Here is a 17,136-nt window from a genome sequence, read left to right on the forward strand (position 1 = left end):
AATCGGGGCGTTTTCTCATGTAGTGCTATCAACTTTACAATCTGAGTGCTGGTATCACGGGGTCTCCACTTCGAGAGGGTACCGCGCCAAGTGCTGGCGATTTATTCAACCTTAAGCCGTGTCAGGCGAGCCGGCTCACTCGCAATGGTGTAACTAGTGATTTACGTGCTTGATCATAAGAGCCGCGATGTACGTGTGGGGCTGCATTGTGAGATCGAAGGCCTATGCTTCCTCGCAACGATTACCTCAATTCACACGGGTAAGCGCGATCGAGTTGCCCTTGTGCGTTGCGCCTACGAGCTTCAGCACTATCTTGCTCACGCCCAGGATGTCTCCATCATGGCAGTGCAGATGTTATGCCCACCGAATCTAACTGGTCGGGATGCCTGGAGTCTGGAAGAGCTCGATCAAATAATTTGCTACCAAGGGATCGAAACGGATGAGGGTGCAGTAATTTATAAGACGTCGATGGGCACCTATAAGTTTGGTGATCTCGATCTTAGAAGGAGAAAAACACGGCAGGTCTGGTATTCAGAGCAGCGCCTTAATGCACACGTTCCTCGATTTTCCGAGCGAGTTTTCGATTCGGACGAGCCACACCTATACGCGGCTGTACGCTGATGCCGACAGGTCAGTGTGCTTTCTCAGTCGATGCCCTACCATCCGGTCAATGGCCTTGAGAGGCAGATCATCAATCGGATGAAACGGGCGGAGAACATATGCACGCCCTAAACGAAAACGTCGGCACGTCTTCGGCCTATAGAGTTCTTTTGCAGACATTCTTGCAAATACCGGCACAGGCAGCGGATCTGGCAATCCACCATAAGGTTAAAGCCCGTTTCCCAGCGGAGCTTCTGAAGGAGCTCGTTGATGCGGGCTCATTCAGTCGGGAGGCGTGCGAGATCATCATTTCTCTTAGGGCACTCGATGCGCGCGTCAGCCGCCGTCAGCTACTGTCGGTGAGTGAAAGCGATCGACTGTTTAGAGTTGCCCGAGTGATTGCCTTGGCAGAGTTGCCTTTGGCGGCAGGGACAAAGCACGTCGCTGGCTGAACGCACCCAAACGACGCTTTTGGGGTAACAGTCCTGTCGGCATGCTTACAACCACCGTTGGTGCATTTCTGATAGAGGACACGCTATCACAGCTTACCGAAGGCTATGCGCTTTGACTCGCAGATAGGTAAAGAGGCCCGACGGCTTCCCGTTTAGGCAGAGCTAAACTCATGATGCCTTTCTATACGGCACGCAACAGACAAGGTCTTGCTTGAGGCAAGGCTACAGTATTGGCCCGCGCGATTATTGTGGGAGTGCGCAAATGACGATGCCGGTGGAGCGTACCCGCTGTGTGATTCAGACGGGAGATTTCCTGCGTGAGCTTTCGAAAAGTCAGCAGATTCCTGAACCTTTCCGCATTGAGGCAGCGCGGCTGCTTCGCCATTACCCGGAGCCCAGGTTGCTGCTCCACGCAGCGTGGCTTGATGAGGTCATTCATTCGACGGAGCCTGGTGATCCTCGGCGCGAGTTGGCAATCAGCGGATACCCTGAGTTGTTCAGCTCGAGTCTTGATGAATGAACCTCGTACAGCCTAAGACTCAATGGCCAGCGGGTCACTGGCGGCTCCATGAGGCGTTGCTGCCAGCCTCTTCCTCAGCCAGCAACCGCTTATGGAGATGCTGGCAATGAAGATCACTGGGCCAGTAGAGGTGGAGAGCGTTATCGATGTGAAGTGCGACGTATGTGGCACCTCAACGCGCATCGAGGAAAGCGGATACCAGTTCGGAACGCTACGAGCGCACTGGGGATATGGCACTCTGCATGATGGAGAGCGGTACGAGATCCATCTCTGTGAACGTTGCTTCTTCCAGGCACTGGAAAATCTCAAGGAGCAACGGCGAGCGGAACACATGTTCAGCGATGATCCGCCGGAACACTCCAGCGATCTTGGTATCGTTGCTAGGGACGACTTTTTTAAGGAGTCCGGTCGCTGATACGGGCGACTGGCGAGGCATCTTCGAATTGATAACTAGCCCTAGTGAATTCGGCCTGCGAGGTAGAAAATGAAGGGCCGCCGTAAGGTCAGAACAGATAAGTGGCTGATGCAAGATCAGTTCATCAAAGATGCCAGGGCCACCCTGGCTTCTAAACCCGATATTGGGCGTTTTATCCACGCTGCGGCACAGGCGGAGGTTGACGAACCTATTGGGATACTCGCTGGAAGTCGAAGGGCTGCTGAGGGATTGTCAAAAGGCCATGACGATCAGAAATGACCGTTGCGCGTTGCTTCTCTAATTTCTTACGTCCGCCGTGATCTTTTTCTCCGCTGGCAAGCATCAACACTGAGCTGTTGACATCGGCCTCGAAGCCTCAGGGTATAGGCTGCCGCTAGGGGAAATCAGTGAAATGGCCTACCTTAGATCAAGGTGAATGGCCAGGCTCGCCAACGAACTTACCCGGGGCGACATCAATCCAGACGCCTTCGATGGTATGAGCGCGCCGCTTTCCCCAGGGTTCGCCAAGGTCATACCCTTAGGTTACGAGGATGAATGGGGGGGCAGGAGCTGAGCTGGAGTCGTCGCAGAACATAGGCTCTACAGTCAACCAAGTTCCTAATACCGGCGGCAACGGCCCGTGCTTTTCGTCCTGCCGAAATAGCTCGGCCTTCCGATGCTCTTCTAGCTTGCCGGCGAGCCAAATGTAATTGGGTGCGGGGTAGTGGCGCAGAAGACCTTCGGTTCGAAGCCGCATTTTCTCAGGCAGGGTAACGTCTCTGACAATGTCGCGGAGAAACACTTCTGTTTGGACAACGCTGCGGGTACGTTCATGGACCATTGTCATATTGTCAATCGCTCCTTTGGTACCGTTCAATGGAATTATAGGCGGACAACCGCGGGGGAGCGGCGACTTTTAGGTGAATAGCTCGCGCGCTCTGTACCAATACAAATCAATGATCCTTGGTGAAGCTGGCATCCTCGCGCACTTGTTTCTGAATGTCCCAGGCGGCTTGCAGGTTCGCAGGATCGATGAGCTATGCAAATGTCCCGTTCGGAAAGCGACTTTTTGTCGATACAGCTAAGTCCAGAACGATAGGGGTAAAATCTATTGTCGCCTGCTGTTTGGGAGTCGTATCAAGACCCGAAGCGACTGATGGATTACTATCCACGTCGCGAATCAGAGCAAATTTACCCCAGCCTGCTAATGGGCAAGAGGCCGAAAGGGAGAACAGGGACAGTGGTGACAAAGCAACGCGTGTTGGCCAGCTGGGTTGGCGGAAATGATCTCAGCGCAATTTCAGGCGGTGAGGCAGGCCCGATTCTTTCCACGCTAAAAGTTTTACCTACCGATAGCGTCCAGTTGCTTTGCTCGTATCCCGCGGAGCGCGTTGAGCCCTATCTTGCCTGGCTCCGCAATCAGGTCGATGTGCCGATCACTGCGTACTATGAAAAATTGTCTTCTCCCGTTCATTTTGGGGAGATCTACCAGGCTGCTAATCAGCATTTAAAGCGTCTGAGTGCTTCAAGTGCTCAATTGTCTATTCTGCTCAGCCCCGGCACACCCGCCATGCAAGCGGTATGGATTCTTCTGGGTAAGACTCGCTACCCGGCAACTTTTTACCAATCCTCCCTTGAACAAGGCGTTCAGCAAGTTGAGGTGCCGTTCGAAATCGCGGCTGAGTATGTCCCGGCGGCTAATGCGATCAGCACCGATAAGCTCGTTCAGCTTGCAGGGCTAGACGCGCCAGTGGATGCCGCCTTCGACAGTATCGTCACGCAGAGCGAGCGCCTGCTGGCGCTCAAGGCGCAGGCGCAGATTCTGGCACTGAAGCAGGTTCCGGTACTGATTTACGGCGAAACTGGTACTGGTAAAGAGTTGTTTGCCAGAGCCATTCATAATGCAGGGCCGCGTTCTGCGGGGCCTTTTGTCGCGGTCAACTGTGGCGCCATTGCGCCTGAGCTGATCGACTCCACATTGTTTGGCCATTTGAAAGGTGCATTCACGGGAGCGGTAGCAGATCGAGCGGGTGTTTTTCAGCGAGCACACAGCGGCACGCTGTTTTTGGATGAGTTCGGGGAGCTGACGCCAGATGTGCAGGTGCGCCTCCTGCGGGTGTTGCAGGAAGGCACCTTTATTCCGGTGGGAGCCAGCCAAGAGCTTAAGGTTAATGTGCGGCTGATCACTGCAACTCACCGTAATCTAATGCAGGAAGTTGCCCAAGGGCGCTTCCGTGAAGATCTGTTCTACCGCATCGCCGTCGGCGTTTTGCATCTCCCACCGCTCAGGGAGCGGGAGGGCGATCTGCTTTTGCTATCCGAGAAACTACTGGATGGTATTACCAGCCAAGACTCCAGTCTCGGCAATAAGAAAATTTCCGCAGATGCAAAAAACCTTATCCTTCAGCACCTTTGGCGTGGCAATGTCCGAGAGCTGCAATCCACGTTGCTCCGCGCTGCTCTCTGGTGCCGGGGCGATTTGATAGTAGCTAGCGATATCGAACAGGCATTGTTCAAATTACCGCAGACGGAAGCCGACTTATTGGCCGTGGATGTTTCTCAAGGTATTGATATACAAGAGATAATTTCTGTCGTTGCGGGCCGCTATATGCGTAAGGCGCTTGCGATAACTGGGAACAACAAAACTCGGGCCGCCAGCCTGCTAGGCCTTAAAAGCCAGCAAACGCTGAGCAACTGGATGGACAAATACGGCATCGAATAAAACTGGCACGGTCCTCGCTATAGGATCGATATGGACAGAATCGCCTTTATGAAATCAGTTAACTTCGAGTTCCTTCGCTCCGGCAACCAGCTGCTGACCAGCTTGGCTGGCCTTGCCGAGGCGGTGTTGCACATCGATCCGGGCAGCGCGCTCACCCGCTTGCGCAGCTTTGCCGAGGAGTTGACCAAAACCATCTACAAAGAGGAACTGCTGCCGCGTCTGCCGCAGTCGAGCTTCTATGAGTTGGTGAAAGACTCCGTGTTCAATGATTGCGTCAGCAAATCGCTGGTTTATCAGATTAACTTCCTGCGTATTCAGGGTAACGACGCTGCCCATGGTGGTGAGGGCGACTTGCGCAATGCCAAGCTGGCTTTGAATGCAGCACATGAGCTTGCCAAGTACATGGCTGTAAAATACTACGGCGTTACTCAAGCGGCGCTGCCGGAATTCATTGAGGTCAAGGATCCGACCGCTGCGCTGAGTCAGCTTCAGCAATCAGTTTCCAACTACGAGAAAGAACTGCAGAAGCAGCAGGAAGAGTTGCAGCGAGTTATGGACAAGCTGGAGCAGGAGCGCACCCGCAACCTCGACCAGCTTGTCAAGCCAGATCAACAAAAGCGTCAGCAGCAGAGTCAGAAGGTTGCCGACAGCCTGCAATGGAATGAAGCCAAGACCCGCGCACTGCTGATCGACGCCATGCTTCTGCAGGCCGGCTGGGATGTCAGTAACCCGGCTCAGGTCGGCCATGAGGTGGAAGTCGACTTCCCCGGAAACACGTCCGGCAAAGGGCGTGCGGATTACGTGCTATGGGGTGACAACGGTCAGCCCCTGGCCGTGATCGAAGCCAAGAAGTCCGGCAATGTCAGTCTGCAGGCAGGGCGTGAACAAGCTCGTATGTACGCCGACGGCTTCGAGCGCATGGGCATGCAGCGCCCGGTGATTTTCTACAGCAACGGCTACGAAACCTTCATCTGGGACGACAAGCAGTACAACACCTATCGCCCGGTGTACGGCCTCTACAGCAAGGACAGCCTTGAATACCTGAACTACCAGCGTCAGTACCGCATCGCCGAGCTGGAAAAGCACAACCCGGAGCTAAGCATTGCCGACCGGCCCTACCAGATTGAAGCAATCAAGACTGTTGCTGCGCACTTCCAAAAGCAGCGCCGCAAGGCGCTGATCATCCAGGCCACCGGGACCGGAAAAACCCGTGTGGCCATTGCCTTGGCCGAGCTGCTTCTGCGCACTGGTTGGGCCAAACGGGTGCTGTTTCTCTGCGACCGTAAGGAGCTTCGCGTGCAGGCTGATGAGGCCTTTAAGCAGAATCTGCCTAGTGAGCCGCGCTGCGTGATCGGTGAAACCAACAAGGTGGATCAAACCGCACGCATCTACATCGCAACCTACCCGGGCATGATGAACCGCTTCGCTCAGCTCGATGTGGGCTTCTTCGACCTGATCATTGCTGACGAGAGTCACCGCAGCATCTACAACAAGTACCGCGATCTGTTCGATTACTTCGATGCCCTACAGGTTGGCCTCACCGCCACTCCGGTGAAGTTCATCAGCCGCAACACCTTCGATATTTTCGACTGTGAAACCACCGATCCAACCTTCGAATTCGGTTTGGATGCCGCCATCAACAACGAGCCGCCTTATCTCGCACCGTTCCGTGTCCGCGATCTCACTACCGACTTCCTGCGCGAAGGAATCCATTACAACGACCTAAGCGATGAACAGAAGCGGCAGCTTGAAGATGATCTCGGCGAGGAGGAGGCCAAGCGCACCACCATTGCTGGCAAGGACATTGGTCGCAAGATTTTCAGTGAGGACACCGATCGCATTATCCTGGAAAATCTGATTAACAACGGCATCAAGGATGAGACCGGCTCACTGGTCGGCAAGACCATCGTCTTCGCCCAACGCCAGGACCACGCCGAGCATCTGGAAAAGCTCTTCTGCAAGCTCTACCCGCAGTATGGGGCCAAGGTTTGTAAGGTCATCCACAACGACATTCCGCATGTGGACACCCTAATCAAGGAATTCAAGAAGCCGGATAACCACTTCCGCATCGCCATTTCGGTAGACATGCTCGACACCGGTATCGACGTTCCGGAGGTGGTCAATCTGGTATTCGCCAAGCCTGTCAAATCCTGGGTCAAGTTTTGGCAGATGATAGGTCGTGGCACGCGTCTGCGGCCTAATCTGTTCGGCACTGGTAAACATAAAAGCGAGTTCCTGATCTTCGATCACTACGGCAACTTCGATTTCTTCGAGCAGGATTACCAGGAGCCGGATGACACCGGCGGCAAATCCCTGATGCAAACCACTTTCGAAGCTCGTCTGGAGCTTGCTCAAGCCGCCCTCCGTCAGAGTCATGCAGCGGCGTTCGACGTAGCCATTGAACTGCTACGTGCAGACATCAATGATCTGCCGGAAAACAGCGTGGCGGTGAAGCGCGAGCTCCGTGTCGTCCACCAGTTGCAGCAAACCAATCTGCTGCAACATTTCGATGCTAAAACCCAGCACCTGCTCAGCAATACCATTGCCCCGCTGATGTCGGCCCGAGTGCTGCGCGACAAACACGCCACGGCGTTGGACAAGTTGATTGTTGGCATCCAGCGTTGCCTGGTCGAGAAGGCCAGCTGTTTCGATGATGGCAAGATCATCCTGCTGGCCGAGTTGGACAAGCTTGCGGTCAACATCCAGGCCGTGCGTCAGAAGGATGTGCTGATTGCCGAAGTGCGCAGCGCCGGTTTCTGGCAGAACCCGAGCATCGACAAACTTGAAAACGCGCGTAAAGAACTTCGTGGCATCATGAAATACCGGCAAACAGGAACCAGCACGGGGTACGGCATAGATACTACCAAAACCAGGGATGACAACGTGCAGGGCGGGGAGCGAGCGGTGTACATCGCCGGTGCCAGCGAAGCGATGATCTATCGCCGTCGCCTCAAGGACATTCTCGACGGCATGCTCGCGGCTAACCTGACCCTGCAGAAAATCCACAAGGGCGAACCCATTGCCGAACCGGAGCTGAAAACGCTCACGTCGACCATCCTCACGAGCCACCCTGGCGTCAGTCTGGCAGTGCTCAATGAGTTCTACGGTCGCACGGCCGATCAGTTGCACCTAACCGTGCGTGAGATTATCGGTCTGGATGCGCAATCCATCGAGGAGCATTTCAAGAGCTTCCTCCATGCCCATCCAAGCCTAACGGCCCAGCAGGTACGTTTCATGAACCTGCTTAAAAACTACATCGCTCAGCACGGCAGCATCGTAGTGGAAAAACTCTACGAACCACCGTTCGACAGCATTTCACACGAGGGTATCGACGGCGTCTTCGCACCTACTGATGTCACCGAGTTGGTGGCAGTGCTCAAACCCTTTTTGCGCGGAACTACCCCGCTAAGTGCCCTCTAGGAGCAATCATGCTAGCCAGCCAATGGACGATGGAAATTATCGTGATCAGCGTAGTGCTCGCCATTGCCAGTGCGGTAATTGGCTACTTCATCGCGGCTCTGCGGCAGGGGCGACAGGTCAGCACGCTGACTGCGCAGCTAGAACAGGCACAGCAAGGCCAAGCGTCTGCTGACACCCAACAGACCGCACAGCAAGGCCAGCTCAAAGCGGCAGAAGCGCAATGCCATAACCTGCAGGTGGAACAAGGCAGGCTTCAGACACAGCTGCACGCTGCAGCCGATACTGCGACACGCCTCACTGCTGACTTGATAACTAGCAAAGACACAAGCGTGGCATTGCAGCTGAAACTGGAAGAGGCGAACCAACATCATCATGAGACGGCCAAGCGCTTGGAAACAGCCCAGGCCGAAGTGCGGGGCTTTCAAGAGCAGGTAGCTGAGCTACGTGAGCGGCTTACTGCTGCAGAAACGAAAAACGCGTCCATGCAAACTGAGCGCGACTGTCTGAAGGACGAGCTGGCGAGCGAAGGCAAACGGGCTAAGGCGCTAGAAACATCCGAACGAGAAGTGCGCGAGCAACTGGCAGAGACCAAACAAACGCTTGCCCAGCAGATGGAGTCTTTCAACCAGTTGCAGGAGCGTCTGCATAAGCTCGGTTCCGACCATACCGAACTCAAAACCACCCTACAGAAACGCGAGGAGCACTTTCAGGAGCAGATGACACAACTGTCTGACACCAAGAAATCGCTCACCCAGGAGTTTGAAAACCTGGCCAACAAAATCTTCGAAGAGAAAGGCAAGACGTTCACTCATACCAGTCAGGCCAGTATCGATGGCCTGCTCAAGCCTTTTCGTGAGCAGATCGAGGGTTTCCAGAAGCGTATCAACGACGTGCATGACGCCTCTCAGCAGGGCAACACCAGCCTCAATAGTGAAATCAAAAAGGTTCTTGATATCGGCCTGCAAATGAGCAAAGAGGCCAATAACCTCACCTCAGCACTCAAGGGCGACTCGCAGCAGCGAGGCGCTTGGGGTGAAGCCCAGTTGCGTAGGACGCTTGAAATGAGCGGCTTGATCGAAGAAGCACACTTCGAGGTACAAAGCGCCTTTAAGGATGCTGAGGGTAGAAGTAAGCAGACCGATTACCTGGTAAAGATACCGGATGGTAAGCACATCATTATCGACAGTAAGGTGTCACTGAACGCTTATGATCGCGCTGTCGGCGCTGAGTCACCTGAGACATACCAGCTTGCTATGGCCGACCACATCAAAGCCGTACGCAAGCATATTGATGACCTTGCATCCAAGGATTACACCAACCTCGTTGGCATGCGCAGCCCCAGCTTTGTGCTGATGTTCATGCCTATCGAGCCGGCCTATATCGAGGCTATGAAGCACAACAAGGATTTGTTTGAGTACGGTTACAAGAAGGGCATCGTGCTGGTCTCGCATACCACCCTAATTCCCATCCTGCGCACGGTTTCCAACCTTTGGATGATCGAACGCAGCAACGCCGAGGCGCGGGAAATCAGCGAGAAGGCTGGCGAGATCTACAACCAGGTCTGCACTGTGGCTGAGCGCCTCGGTAAGTTGGGCGGCACGCTTAATACCGTCAGCAACCACTACAACGAAACCGTCAAGGCTCTAGCCGGTAAGCAGGGTCTCTACGGCAAAGTTGAGCGTTTCAACAAGCTCTCAGCCAAAGTCAGCAAAATTCTGCCGGCGCTGGAGCCTACTCACATGGACTTTGAAAGCGAGCGGCTGTCATTGATTGTCGAAGCCATCGACGAAGCTCCAGAGGCAACCGAAGCTGTGCAGATAATCGCTCAACAATCATCCGAAGAAGAGCTGGCTGTCCAGCTCTGATCTCCAAAATTCTGAATTAGAGAAGTACCTCGCATGCTCACTGGTAAAATCCGCACAGATATCGACAAGCTCTGGGAAAAGTTCTGGACGGGTGGTATTACCAACCCGCTGACTGTAATCGAGCAGATCAGCTACCTGATTTTCGCCCGTATGCTCGACATACAGGAAGACGTGGCTGAGCGCAAAGCCAATCGCACTGGCAAGGCTTTCGACCGCCTTTTCCCCAATACTCCGGAAGGGCAGCTTTTACGCTGGAAAAATTTCCGCAATATGAGTGGAAAGGAGCTGCACAAGCACCTCAAACAGAAGGTCTATCCCTTTTTCGCCAAGCTCGGCAGCGCCGACGGCGAGGGAGGTGAGCGTGAAGGTCTTGGCCATATCAGCGAGTACATGCAGGACGCCGACCTGGAGATCAAGAACGAGTCCGTACTGACCTCTGCCGTGGAAATGGTCAACGACCTGCCGCTGACTCAGAGCGATGTGAAGGGCGATATCTACGAATACCTGCTAAGCAAGCTCACCACCGCCGGCATCAATGGGCAGTTTCGCACGCCGCGCCACATTATCGATGCCATGATCGAGCTGATTGCTCCACAACCAACAGACGTGATCTGCGACCCCTCCTGCGGAACGGCGGGCTTCCTCGCTCGCACCATGGAATACCTCAACCGCGAGCACTCCAGTGAGTCGGGTATCTTCACCGATGAAGATGGCAATCAGCACTTCACCGGTGACCAGCTCGAGCCCTACCGTCAGCACATTAATACGCAGATGTTCTGGGGTTTTGACTTCGACACCACAATGCTACGTGTTTCTAGCATGAACATGATGTTGCACGGGGTAAACGGCGCGAACATTCGCTACCAAGATTCCCTGAGCAAATCTATCAAGGAGCATTACCCACGGCAGGAACAGAACTTCTTTGACGTGGTGTTAGCGAACCCGCCGTTCAAGGGAAGTTTGGATGAGAGTAATACCAACCCTGATGTGCTGGGTTTGGTGAAGACCAAGAAGACCGAGCTGCTGTTCGTCGCCCACATTCTGCGTTCGCTCAAACTCGGCGGTCGCGCCGCGGTGATCGTGCCCGATGGCGTAGTGTTTGGCTCCAGCAAGGCTCACCAGCAACTACGCCAGGAACTGCTCGAAAACAACCAGCTCGAAGGCGTTGTCAGCCTGCCCAGCGGAGTGTTCAAACCATATGCAGGGGTTAGCACCGCCATCATCATATTCACAAAAGGTGGGAGCACCGAACGGGTTTGGTTCTATGACCTACAGGCCGATGGGTATTCTCTGGATGATAAACGTACAGAACTGAAGGGTGAGGGAAGCAACGACCTGCCCGATGCTATTTCCCAGTGGCGGCGCTACCGGCAGATGGTTGAAAGCAATATCAGCGGCAGCACAATCAATACTGTGTTCGGTGACAAGACCAAAAAGGCTTTTGTGGTGCCGGCCGAGGCTATCGCAGCCAATAACTACGACCTCTCCGTCAATCGCTACAACGAAGTGCTGCACCAGCAGGAGCTATACGAAGACCCCAAGGTCATTCTGCAACGGCTCAAGGTGCTGGAGGGGGAGATTCTGGCGAATCTAGATGAACTGGAGGGGATGTTGTGAGTTGGCCGTTAGTTAAATTGGGCGACGTTGCACCAGCGAAGGCTAGCAAGCATACTTTTGCCGAGTCGGATGACGTGTGGACTCTAAATCTAGATCAGGTGGAGGCTGATACAGGAAAAATTCTTCAGAAAATTATCGCGCCTGTTTCAGTAGCAGGGACCTCTACGCATGGCTTTGATGAAAGGCATGTTCTTTATTCTAAGCTGCGGCCATATCTAAATAAGGTGGTATTGCCTGACGATAAGGGGCTTGCTACTACTGAGCTCGTCCCGATGTTGCCAGATGCTGGGCGTCTTGATCGTAGGTATCTGGCCTACTACCTGCGCTCAAAAGGCTTTGTAGATTGGGTCAGTTCGCAGGTAGCAGGTGCCAAAATGCCGCGAGTTTCAATGCAGCTGTTCTGGCAGCACAAAATCCCCCTCCCCCCCCTACCTGAGCAAAAACGCATCGTCGCCATCCTCAATAAAGCAGACGCTATCCGCTGTAAACGCCAGGAAGCCATCCAGCTCGCCGATGACTTCCTTAGAGCCGTGTTTTTAGACATGTTCGGCGACCCAGTGACGAATCCGAAAGGGTGGGAATCCCAGACATTCGCGTCTGTAGGTACTTTAGACAGAGGTAAATCAAAACACAGGCCAAGAAATGATCCTGCCCTTCTGGGGGGAATTCATCCTCTAATCCAGACTGGAGAAGTAGCCAATTCGAGAGGCTATATAAAACAGTACTCATCCACATACTCGGAGCTTGGATTGACACAGAGCAAAAAATGGGATGCTGGAACGCTGTGTATCACTATCGCTGCCAATATTGCCAAAACCGGGATTTTGACATTTCCAGCTTGCTTTCCGGATAGCGTGGTGGGGTTTATACCCAACAGAAAAGTAACGGTTGAGTTCGTTCAGCACTGGTTGGGATTTTTACAAAAAAACCTTGAAAAAAACGCGCCACAAGCCGCTCAAAAAAATATAAATCTTGAAATTTTGAGAGGTCTCTCGATGCCGGTCCCGCCAAAGTCGGAGCAAGATAGATTCAGCTCGATTGTGGCAAGCGTACTTTCTCTGGAGGGGAAAATCACCTGCTCTAGTGATGAGCTGAACAATGCCTTTGGCGCATTAACCAAAAAAGCTTTTACAGGGCAGTTGTAGATAAGGAAGTCACCATGCGCCTCGAATCTGTCAAGCTCACCTATTTCTGCGGCTAAGTGGCTGTTGAACAGCCTGGTTATCCAATATGTTGAAGGGAATCGGCATGAAACTGATCGCCAACCGAATTAACGGAACGCACCTACGCGATCTGCTGCCAGAGCTGTCCACCGAGGTTCAGGTGGATGTCGTATTGGCTGCTGTGGCTTACGGCAGCAGTGCCTCTGATTTAACCCAGGACCTGGTTGGGCATTGCGTGGCTAACAAGCTGCGATTGGACCTGTGGATGCGCTACGACCATACGGTGCCAGTCTCGGTGGAGTTGCTCAAGCGTCTACTCAGGCATCAACAGAACAACATCTTCACGCGATTCGTCCCGGATTGTTTTCACCCCAAACTTATCTGGTGGAAAGGCTATGGCGCTTACATCGGCTCAGCCAACCACACGGATAACGGCTGGCTGACGAATGTCGAGGCGGGGGTTTTTCTTTCGGAAGATGAGCTGGTCGCCAACGGCATGGATAACCAGTTGGAGGACTTCTTCGAATACCTACGAGAGCTGGATGTGACCATACCCATTTCGGCGGATTACATCGCTGAAATGGAACGGCTCAATGCCCTGAACAAAGGTGTCTATGTCGACGCCATCAAGAAACGGCAACATCCCGAATGGGAGGGGCCTAGCTTCGTACAGAAGAAGTCAGCAATCGATCGGCGCAAGGAGGCCTTTAAGCACGAATGGTTGAGTACCCTGGGGATTTTGCAAAGCATCCAGCAACAGCTAGGTGACCATCGCCCCACCTGGGTTAGCGCCGATGTTCCAGCAGCCTGGCAGGTCGATCAGTTCCTGCATGCGTATTACTACAACCACGTTGGTGACAGCCTTCATAAACCCTACGAGGACTATCACCAGCGCAACAAGGGCAACCCACAAGCGGCGCTGGAAACTGAGCTGAATTGGTGGAAATCACTGCCGGAAGCCCCCTCAAGGGAGGATTACGCGCTCTACGATAGTGCTCCGACGGTGCGTGCTCTACTGGCGCAAGACAAAGTAATGGCGCTGACATGCGAAGAGTTCGCCACCCTGTGTCGTAACACGCACGCCACCATGGACCATATCATCAAGGTTCCCCTGACGGTGCTCGGGCGCCCGGAGCTCAATACACTGGATCGGGATTCACGCGTTGATCCCTTCGCAGAGCTGATCCTACGCCAGCGCAACCGTAAAGGCTGGGATGTGCGCCAATTGCTCCACTACGTGCTTTATGGGGGGCCAAATGAAGAGATTTGGGGGCGTCTTTACCATGCGGGTCGTGATTCGGAGTATGGCATTTCGCGTTACGGCCTGAACTCCTTCGCTGAGGTAGTTGGATGGGCCCGGCCGGAAGTCGTTCCACCCCGTAATGGCCGAACCAGCAAGGCTCTCCGGGCACTTGGTTTTAGCGTGAAAATCTACTGATGATTTTGATAAATATATTTACCAATTGATAAGTATGTTTATTTTTGTTCTGGGCTCCTCTTAACGCAAAAGTTATTAAATTATTGATTTTAATGGATTTTATTCTTTTGGCATGAAATGCGCTAAAGGGTAAGAGTCTCTTATTAGTTAACAAGGAAAGTACACATGTCAGAACTGAAAAAATTCCAAGTCCAAACTGCTCGCCCACTGCCGATCATCGTGCTGGCGGACACCAGCGGCAGTATGTCGGTCGATGGCAAGATCGAGGCCCTGAATAAGGGGCTCAAGGACATGATCGCCAGCTTTGCCAGCGAAAGTCGTTTGCGTGCTGAGATCCAAGTCAGTGTGATCACCTTTGGCGGCAGCCAGGCTGAGGTGAACCTGCCATTGACCCCGGCTCATCAACTGCAAAGTTTCACGCCGCTGCTTGCAGATGGCATGACCCCTCTGGGCGGCGCCCTGTCGTTGGCCAGCCAGATGATCGAAGACTCTACCCGTGTCTACACGCCGGTTATCGTGCTGGTATCCGATGGCTATCCCAATGATGATTGGGAAGTTCCTCTTGCTCGCTTGGTCAATGGCGAGCGCTCATCCAAGGCCACTCGCTTTGCCATGGCCATTGGCGCTGATGCGGACGAGGCCATGCTTAGCGATTTCGCCAACGATCCTGAGGCACCGTTGTTTCGCGCCGAGAATGCTCGTGACATCCACCGTTTCTTCCGTGCGGTGAGCATGAGTGTCAGTGCACGTAGCCAGTCGGCTACGCCTAATCATTCAATGCCTTTGCAGATTCCTAACGCCGACGATCAAGACTGGGAATTCTGATGCGATTGTTGGCGGGTGGGGCCTCCGTGCGAGGCCCCGCGCATCAGCAGGAGGGTACGCCCAATCAGGATGCTTTCTGTATCAGAGGTATTCGCGGTGGTTGGTGTCTAGCTGTGGCTGACGGGCTGGGAAGTCGCCCGCTCAGCCATATCGGTTCACAGAAAGCCGTACAACTGTTCAGGCAGTTAGCCCGTCAACGAGAAGAAATGTCACATGAAACGGTCGGCTCAACCCTGCGTGATGCCTGGCTGGCGCACTTCGGTGATCGTTACAGGGCACACGAAACAACCTGTCTGTGGGCAAAGTTAGATGCATCGGGACGCGGTGTGGTTGGTCAGGTTGGGGATGGATTGCTGTTGGTCAGAAGTCAGGGGGTGTTCAGGGTTCTGACAAGCCGACGTGGAGGCTTCTGTAATCAGACCGCTACTCTGGCGCAGGCTAGTTCTCAGGAATGCTACAGCGCCGAGATTGATTTGAGCAGGTCCGGAGATGGTGTGCTGCTGATGACTGACGGCATATCGGACGACCTGATTCCTGAGCAGTTGGAGCCTTTCTTCGATGCTATTTACCAGCGCCGCTTGCGCTGCAGTAAACGTCGTATGCGCCAATGGCTGACGAGAGAACTGAATGGCTGGTCCACGCCGCGCCATGGCGATGACAAGTCCATCGTTGGAATTTTCAGAACGGATTGAAGCAAATGACCGCGACTACGACAGCGCAACAGAAGCGCGTGCAGGACACGAAAGGCTCGGCTTATGAGCTGAGGGAAGAGATGAGTCGAGGGGGACAAGGAATTGTCTACCGAACTCAGTTTCCTCAGGTTCTTATAAAGGGGTTTACCAAAAAAGATGTGCCGGCTCGTCAACGTTGGCGCAGTCATATCGCCTGGTTGATTCGCCAGGATCTTAGTGAACTGAAGCTGGCCAGACCCTTGGTACTTTTGGCTGAGCCACGCTTTGGCTATGTCATGGAGCTGATGGACGGTTTGGTTCCTTTGCAAAGCCTGTTTGACAGCTTTGTAAATGCAGAGGAAGAGGCCGTTGCCGATTATCTGCATCAGGGTGGTTTGCGGCGGCGTGTTCGAATATTGAGCCAGTTGGCGAGAACCCTGAATCAGTTGCATGCGCGTGGCATGCTGTATGGAGATTTGTCGCCGAGCAATATCTTCGTCTCGGATGACCCGGCCTATGCGGAAACCTGGTTGATCGATTGCGACAATATCAGTCTCGAAGCGCATAGCGGCCTGACCTTGCATACCGCTGACTATGGTGCCCCAGAGATCGTCCGTGGCGATGCGCTGCTGTCCAGTCTGACAGACAGCTGGAGTTTCGCGGTTATTTCCTATCAGTTACTTACACACAACCACCCCTTCAAGGGTGAGTTGGTTAGTGAAGGCGAGCCCGAAGAAGAGGAGGCAGCCCTGCGTGGTGCGCATCCTTGGATTTATGAATCGCAAGACGATGCGAATCAGTGTTTTGCGAACCTGCCTATTCAGCTTATCGAGCACAGTCGGCTGTCCGAACTTTTTAGTCGTTGTTTCGAGCAGGGCCGGCATCGCGCTAGCGAGCGTCCGAGCATGGCGGAGTGGCTGGAAGCGCTGACGGAAATAGATGAACGTCTTTTTGACTGCGCGAGCTGCGGCGGTAGCACGTTGTTGCCTGTTGAGCTGGACTCAATCCATGACACGTCATGTTTTTTCTGCGATGAAGCCGCTGATAGCAGGCTGGTGCTATTCGAGGAATTCATTGCTCTGGTGGAAGGCGATCAGGGGCAGTCTTGTGAGCCCGGCAACTGGGTCGCGACCGGGCGCAAGGTATGGCTGCAACCGGGAGGTAATCTGGAACTCAAGCGATTGATGCCGACGTTCAGCTATGACCGCTGGCCTGCTGACAATATCCGCATTGAGTACACCGAGCAGGGGCTGGGTATCCACCCATTACCAGAGGCCACGTTGCATCTTCAGCGTGGTGAGGCGATGAAGCCGCTGGAGCGCTACCAGGGTATCAAGGAAAGTCTGCGTGGGCAGCATGTGGAGCCTTATCAGATCCATGTGGGCGAGCTTGAAGAGTCCCATGTCGTTTGGCAGTTCAGGTGGTGAT

General features: G+C 53.9%; 16 protein-coding genes. 15 read left to right on the top strand and 1 reads right to left on the bottom strand.

Translation table 11 applies throughout. The features are described 5' to 3' along the window. Positions 1-156 precede the first annotated feature (156 nt). The 6 genes from HBO09_RS01450 (at position 157) to HBO09_RS01470 (ending at position 2,266) form a co-directional block, all read left to right on the top strand. Entirely contained in the window at positions 157-621 is a 465-nt protein-coding gene (locus HBO09_RS01450) for a hypothetical protein (RefSeq protein ID WP_169991107.1), read from the top strand. A gap of 98 nt (positions 622-719) precedes the next feature. Then, a complete protein-coding gene (locus HBO09_RS01455; RefSeq protein WP_233101133.1) occupies positions 720-1,052 on the top strand; it encodes an antitoxin Xre-like helix-turn-helix domain-containing protein in 333 nt (110 codons plus the stop codon). After that, a complete protein-coding gene (locus HBO09_RS28745) occupies positions 1,049-1,168 on the top strand; it encodes an antitoxin Xre/MbcA/ParS toxin-binding domain-containing protein (RefSeq protein WP_233101136.1) in 120 nt (39 codons plus the stop codon). The genes HBO09_RS01455 and HBO09_RS28745 overlap by 4 nt, the downstream gene beginning before the upstream one ends. A gap of 146 nt (positions 1,169-1,314) precedes the next feature. Continuing rightward, complete coding sequence (locus HBO09_RS01460) at positions 1,315-1,572, top strand: BPSL0761 family protein (RefSeq protein WP_169991109.1); 258 nt, start codon at positions 1,315-1,317, stop codon at positions 1,570-1,572. 106 nt (positions 1,573-1,678) lie between these two features. Next, the gene (locus tag HBO09_RS01465; protein ID WP_169991111.1) at positions 1,679-1,987 is read left to right on the top strand and encodes a hypothetical protein; all 309 of its coding nucleotides are present in this window, start codon (positions 1,679-1,681) and stop codon (positions 1,985-1,987) included. Between the two features lie 69 nt (positions 1,988-2,056). Further along, complete coding sequence (locus tag HBO09_RS01470; protein ID WP_169991114.1) at positions 2,057-2,266, top strand: hypothetical protein; 210 nt, start codon at positions 2,057-2,059, stop codon at positions 2,264-2,266. Positions 2,267-2,525: 259 nt separating this feature from the next. Here the strand turns inward: HBO09_RS01470 and HBO09_RS29145 are convergent, their stop codons facing one another. After that, on the bottom strand, positions 2,526-2,834 hold the full coding sequence (locus HBO09_RS29145) for a BPSL0761 family protein (RefSeq protein WP_346266398.1): 309 nt from the start codon (positions 2,832-2,834) through the stop codon (positions 2,526-2,528). A 309-nt stretch (positions 2,835-3,143) separates the two neighbouring features. On the opposite strand from HBO09_RS29145, the gene HBO09_RS01475 reads away from it, so the two are divergent. The 9 genes from HBO09_RS01475 to HBO09_RS01515 all read left to right on the top strand — a co-directional run bounded on the left by HBO09_RS01475 (position 3,144) and on the right by HBO09_RS01515 (position 17,135). After that, positions 3,144-4,709: a sigma 54-interacting transcriptional regulator gene (locus HBO09_RS01475; RefSeq protein WP_233101132.1), complete on the top strand. Its 1,566-nt coding sequence runs from the start codon at positions 3,144-3,146 to the stop codon at positions 4,707-4,709. A gap of 48 nt (positions 4,710-4,757) precedes the next feature. Beyond that, positions 4,758-8,129 (top strand): DEAD/DEAH box helicase family protein, encoded by a 3,372-nt coding sequence (locus tag HBO09_RS01480; RefSeq protein WP_169991590.1) that lies wholly within the window; start codon positions 4,758-4,760, stop codon positions 8,127-8,129. Positions 8,130-8,137: 8 nt separating this feature from the next. Further along, positions 8,138-9,994: a DNA recombination protein RmuC gene (rmuC, locus tag HBO09_RS01485; RefSeq protein ID WP_169991116.1), complete on the top strand. Its 1,857-nt coding sequence runs from the start codon at positions 8,138-8,140 to the stop codon at positions 9,992-9,994. Between the two features lie 33 nt (positions 9,995-10,027). Then, positions 10,028-11,611: a class I SAM-dependent DNA methyltransferase gene (locus tag HBO09_RS01490; protein WP_169991118.1), complete on the top strand. Its 1,584-nt coding sequence runs from the start codon at positions 10,028-10,030 to the stop codon at positions 11,609-11,611. After that, positions 11,608-12,756, top strand: coding sequence for a restriction endonuclease subunit S (locus HBO09_RS29150; protein ID WP_169991120.1), 1,149 nt, complete (start codon positions 11,608-11,610; stop codon positions 12,754-12,756). The genes HBO09_RS01490 and HBO09_RS29150 overlap by 4 nt, the downstream gene beginning before the upstream one ends. A 103-nt stretch (positions 12,757-12,859) precedes the next feature. Next, positions 12,860-14,212 carry a phospholipase D family protein gene (locus tag HBO09_RS01500; RefSeq protein WP_169991123.1) on the top strand — a complete coding sequence of 451 codons (1,353 nt, stop codon included), beginning with the start codon at positions 12,860-12,862 and terminating at the stop codon, positions 14,210-14,212. Positions 14,213-14,377: 165 nt separating this feature from the next. Next, positions 14,378-15,037, top strand: coding sequence for a VWA domain-containing protein (locus tag HBO09_RS01505; RefSeq protein ID WP_169991125.1), 660 nt, complete (start codon positions 14,378-14,380; stop codon positions 15,035-15,037). Beyond that, positions 15,037-15,729: a PP2C family serine/threonine-protein phosphatase gene (locus HBO09_RS01510; protein WP_169991127.1), complete on the top strand. Its 693-nt coding sequence runs from the start codon at positions 15,037-15,039 to the stop codon at positions 15,727-15,729. Before HBO09_RS01505 ends, HBO09_RS01510 begins: the two co-directional genes overlap by 1 nt. Positions 15,730-15,734: 5 nt before the next feature. Next, positions 15,735-17,135, top strand: coding sequence for a lipopolysaccharide kinase InaA family protein (locus tag HBO09_RS01515; protein ID WP_169991130.1), 1,401 nt, complete (start codon positions 15,735-15,737; stop codon positions 17,133-17,135). Position 17,136: the final 1 nt, after the last annotated feature.

Source organism: Pseudomonas sp. WS 5027, assembly GCF_012985695.1.
Taxonomy (GTDB): domain Bacteria; phylum Pseudomonadota; class Gammaproteobacteria; order Pseudomonadales; family Pseudomonadaceae; genus Aquipseudomonas; species Aquipseudomonas hygromyciniae.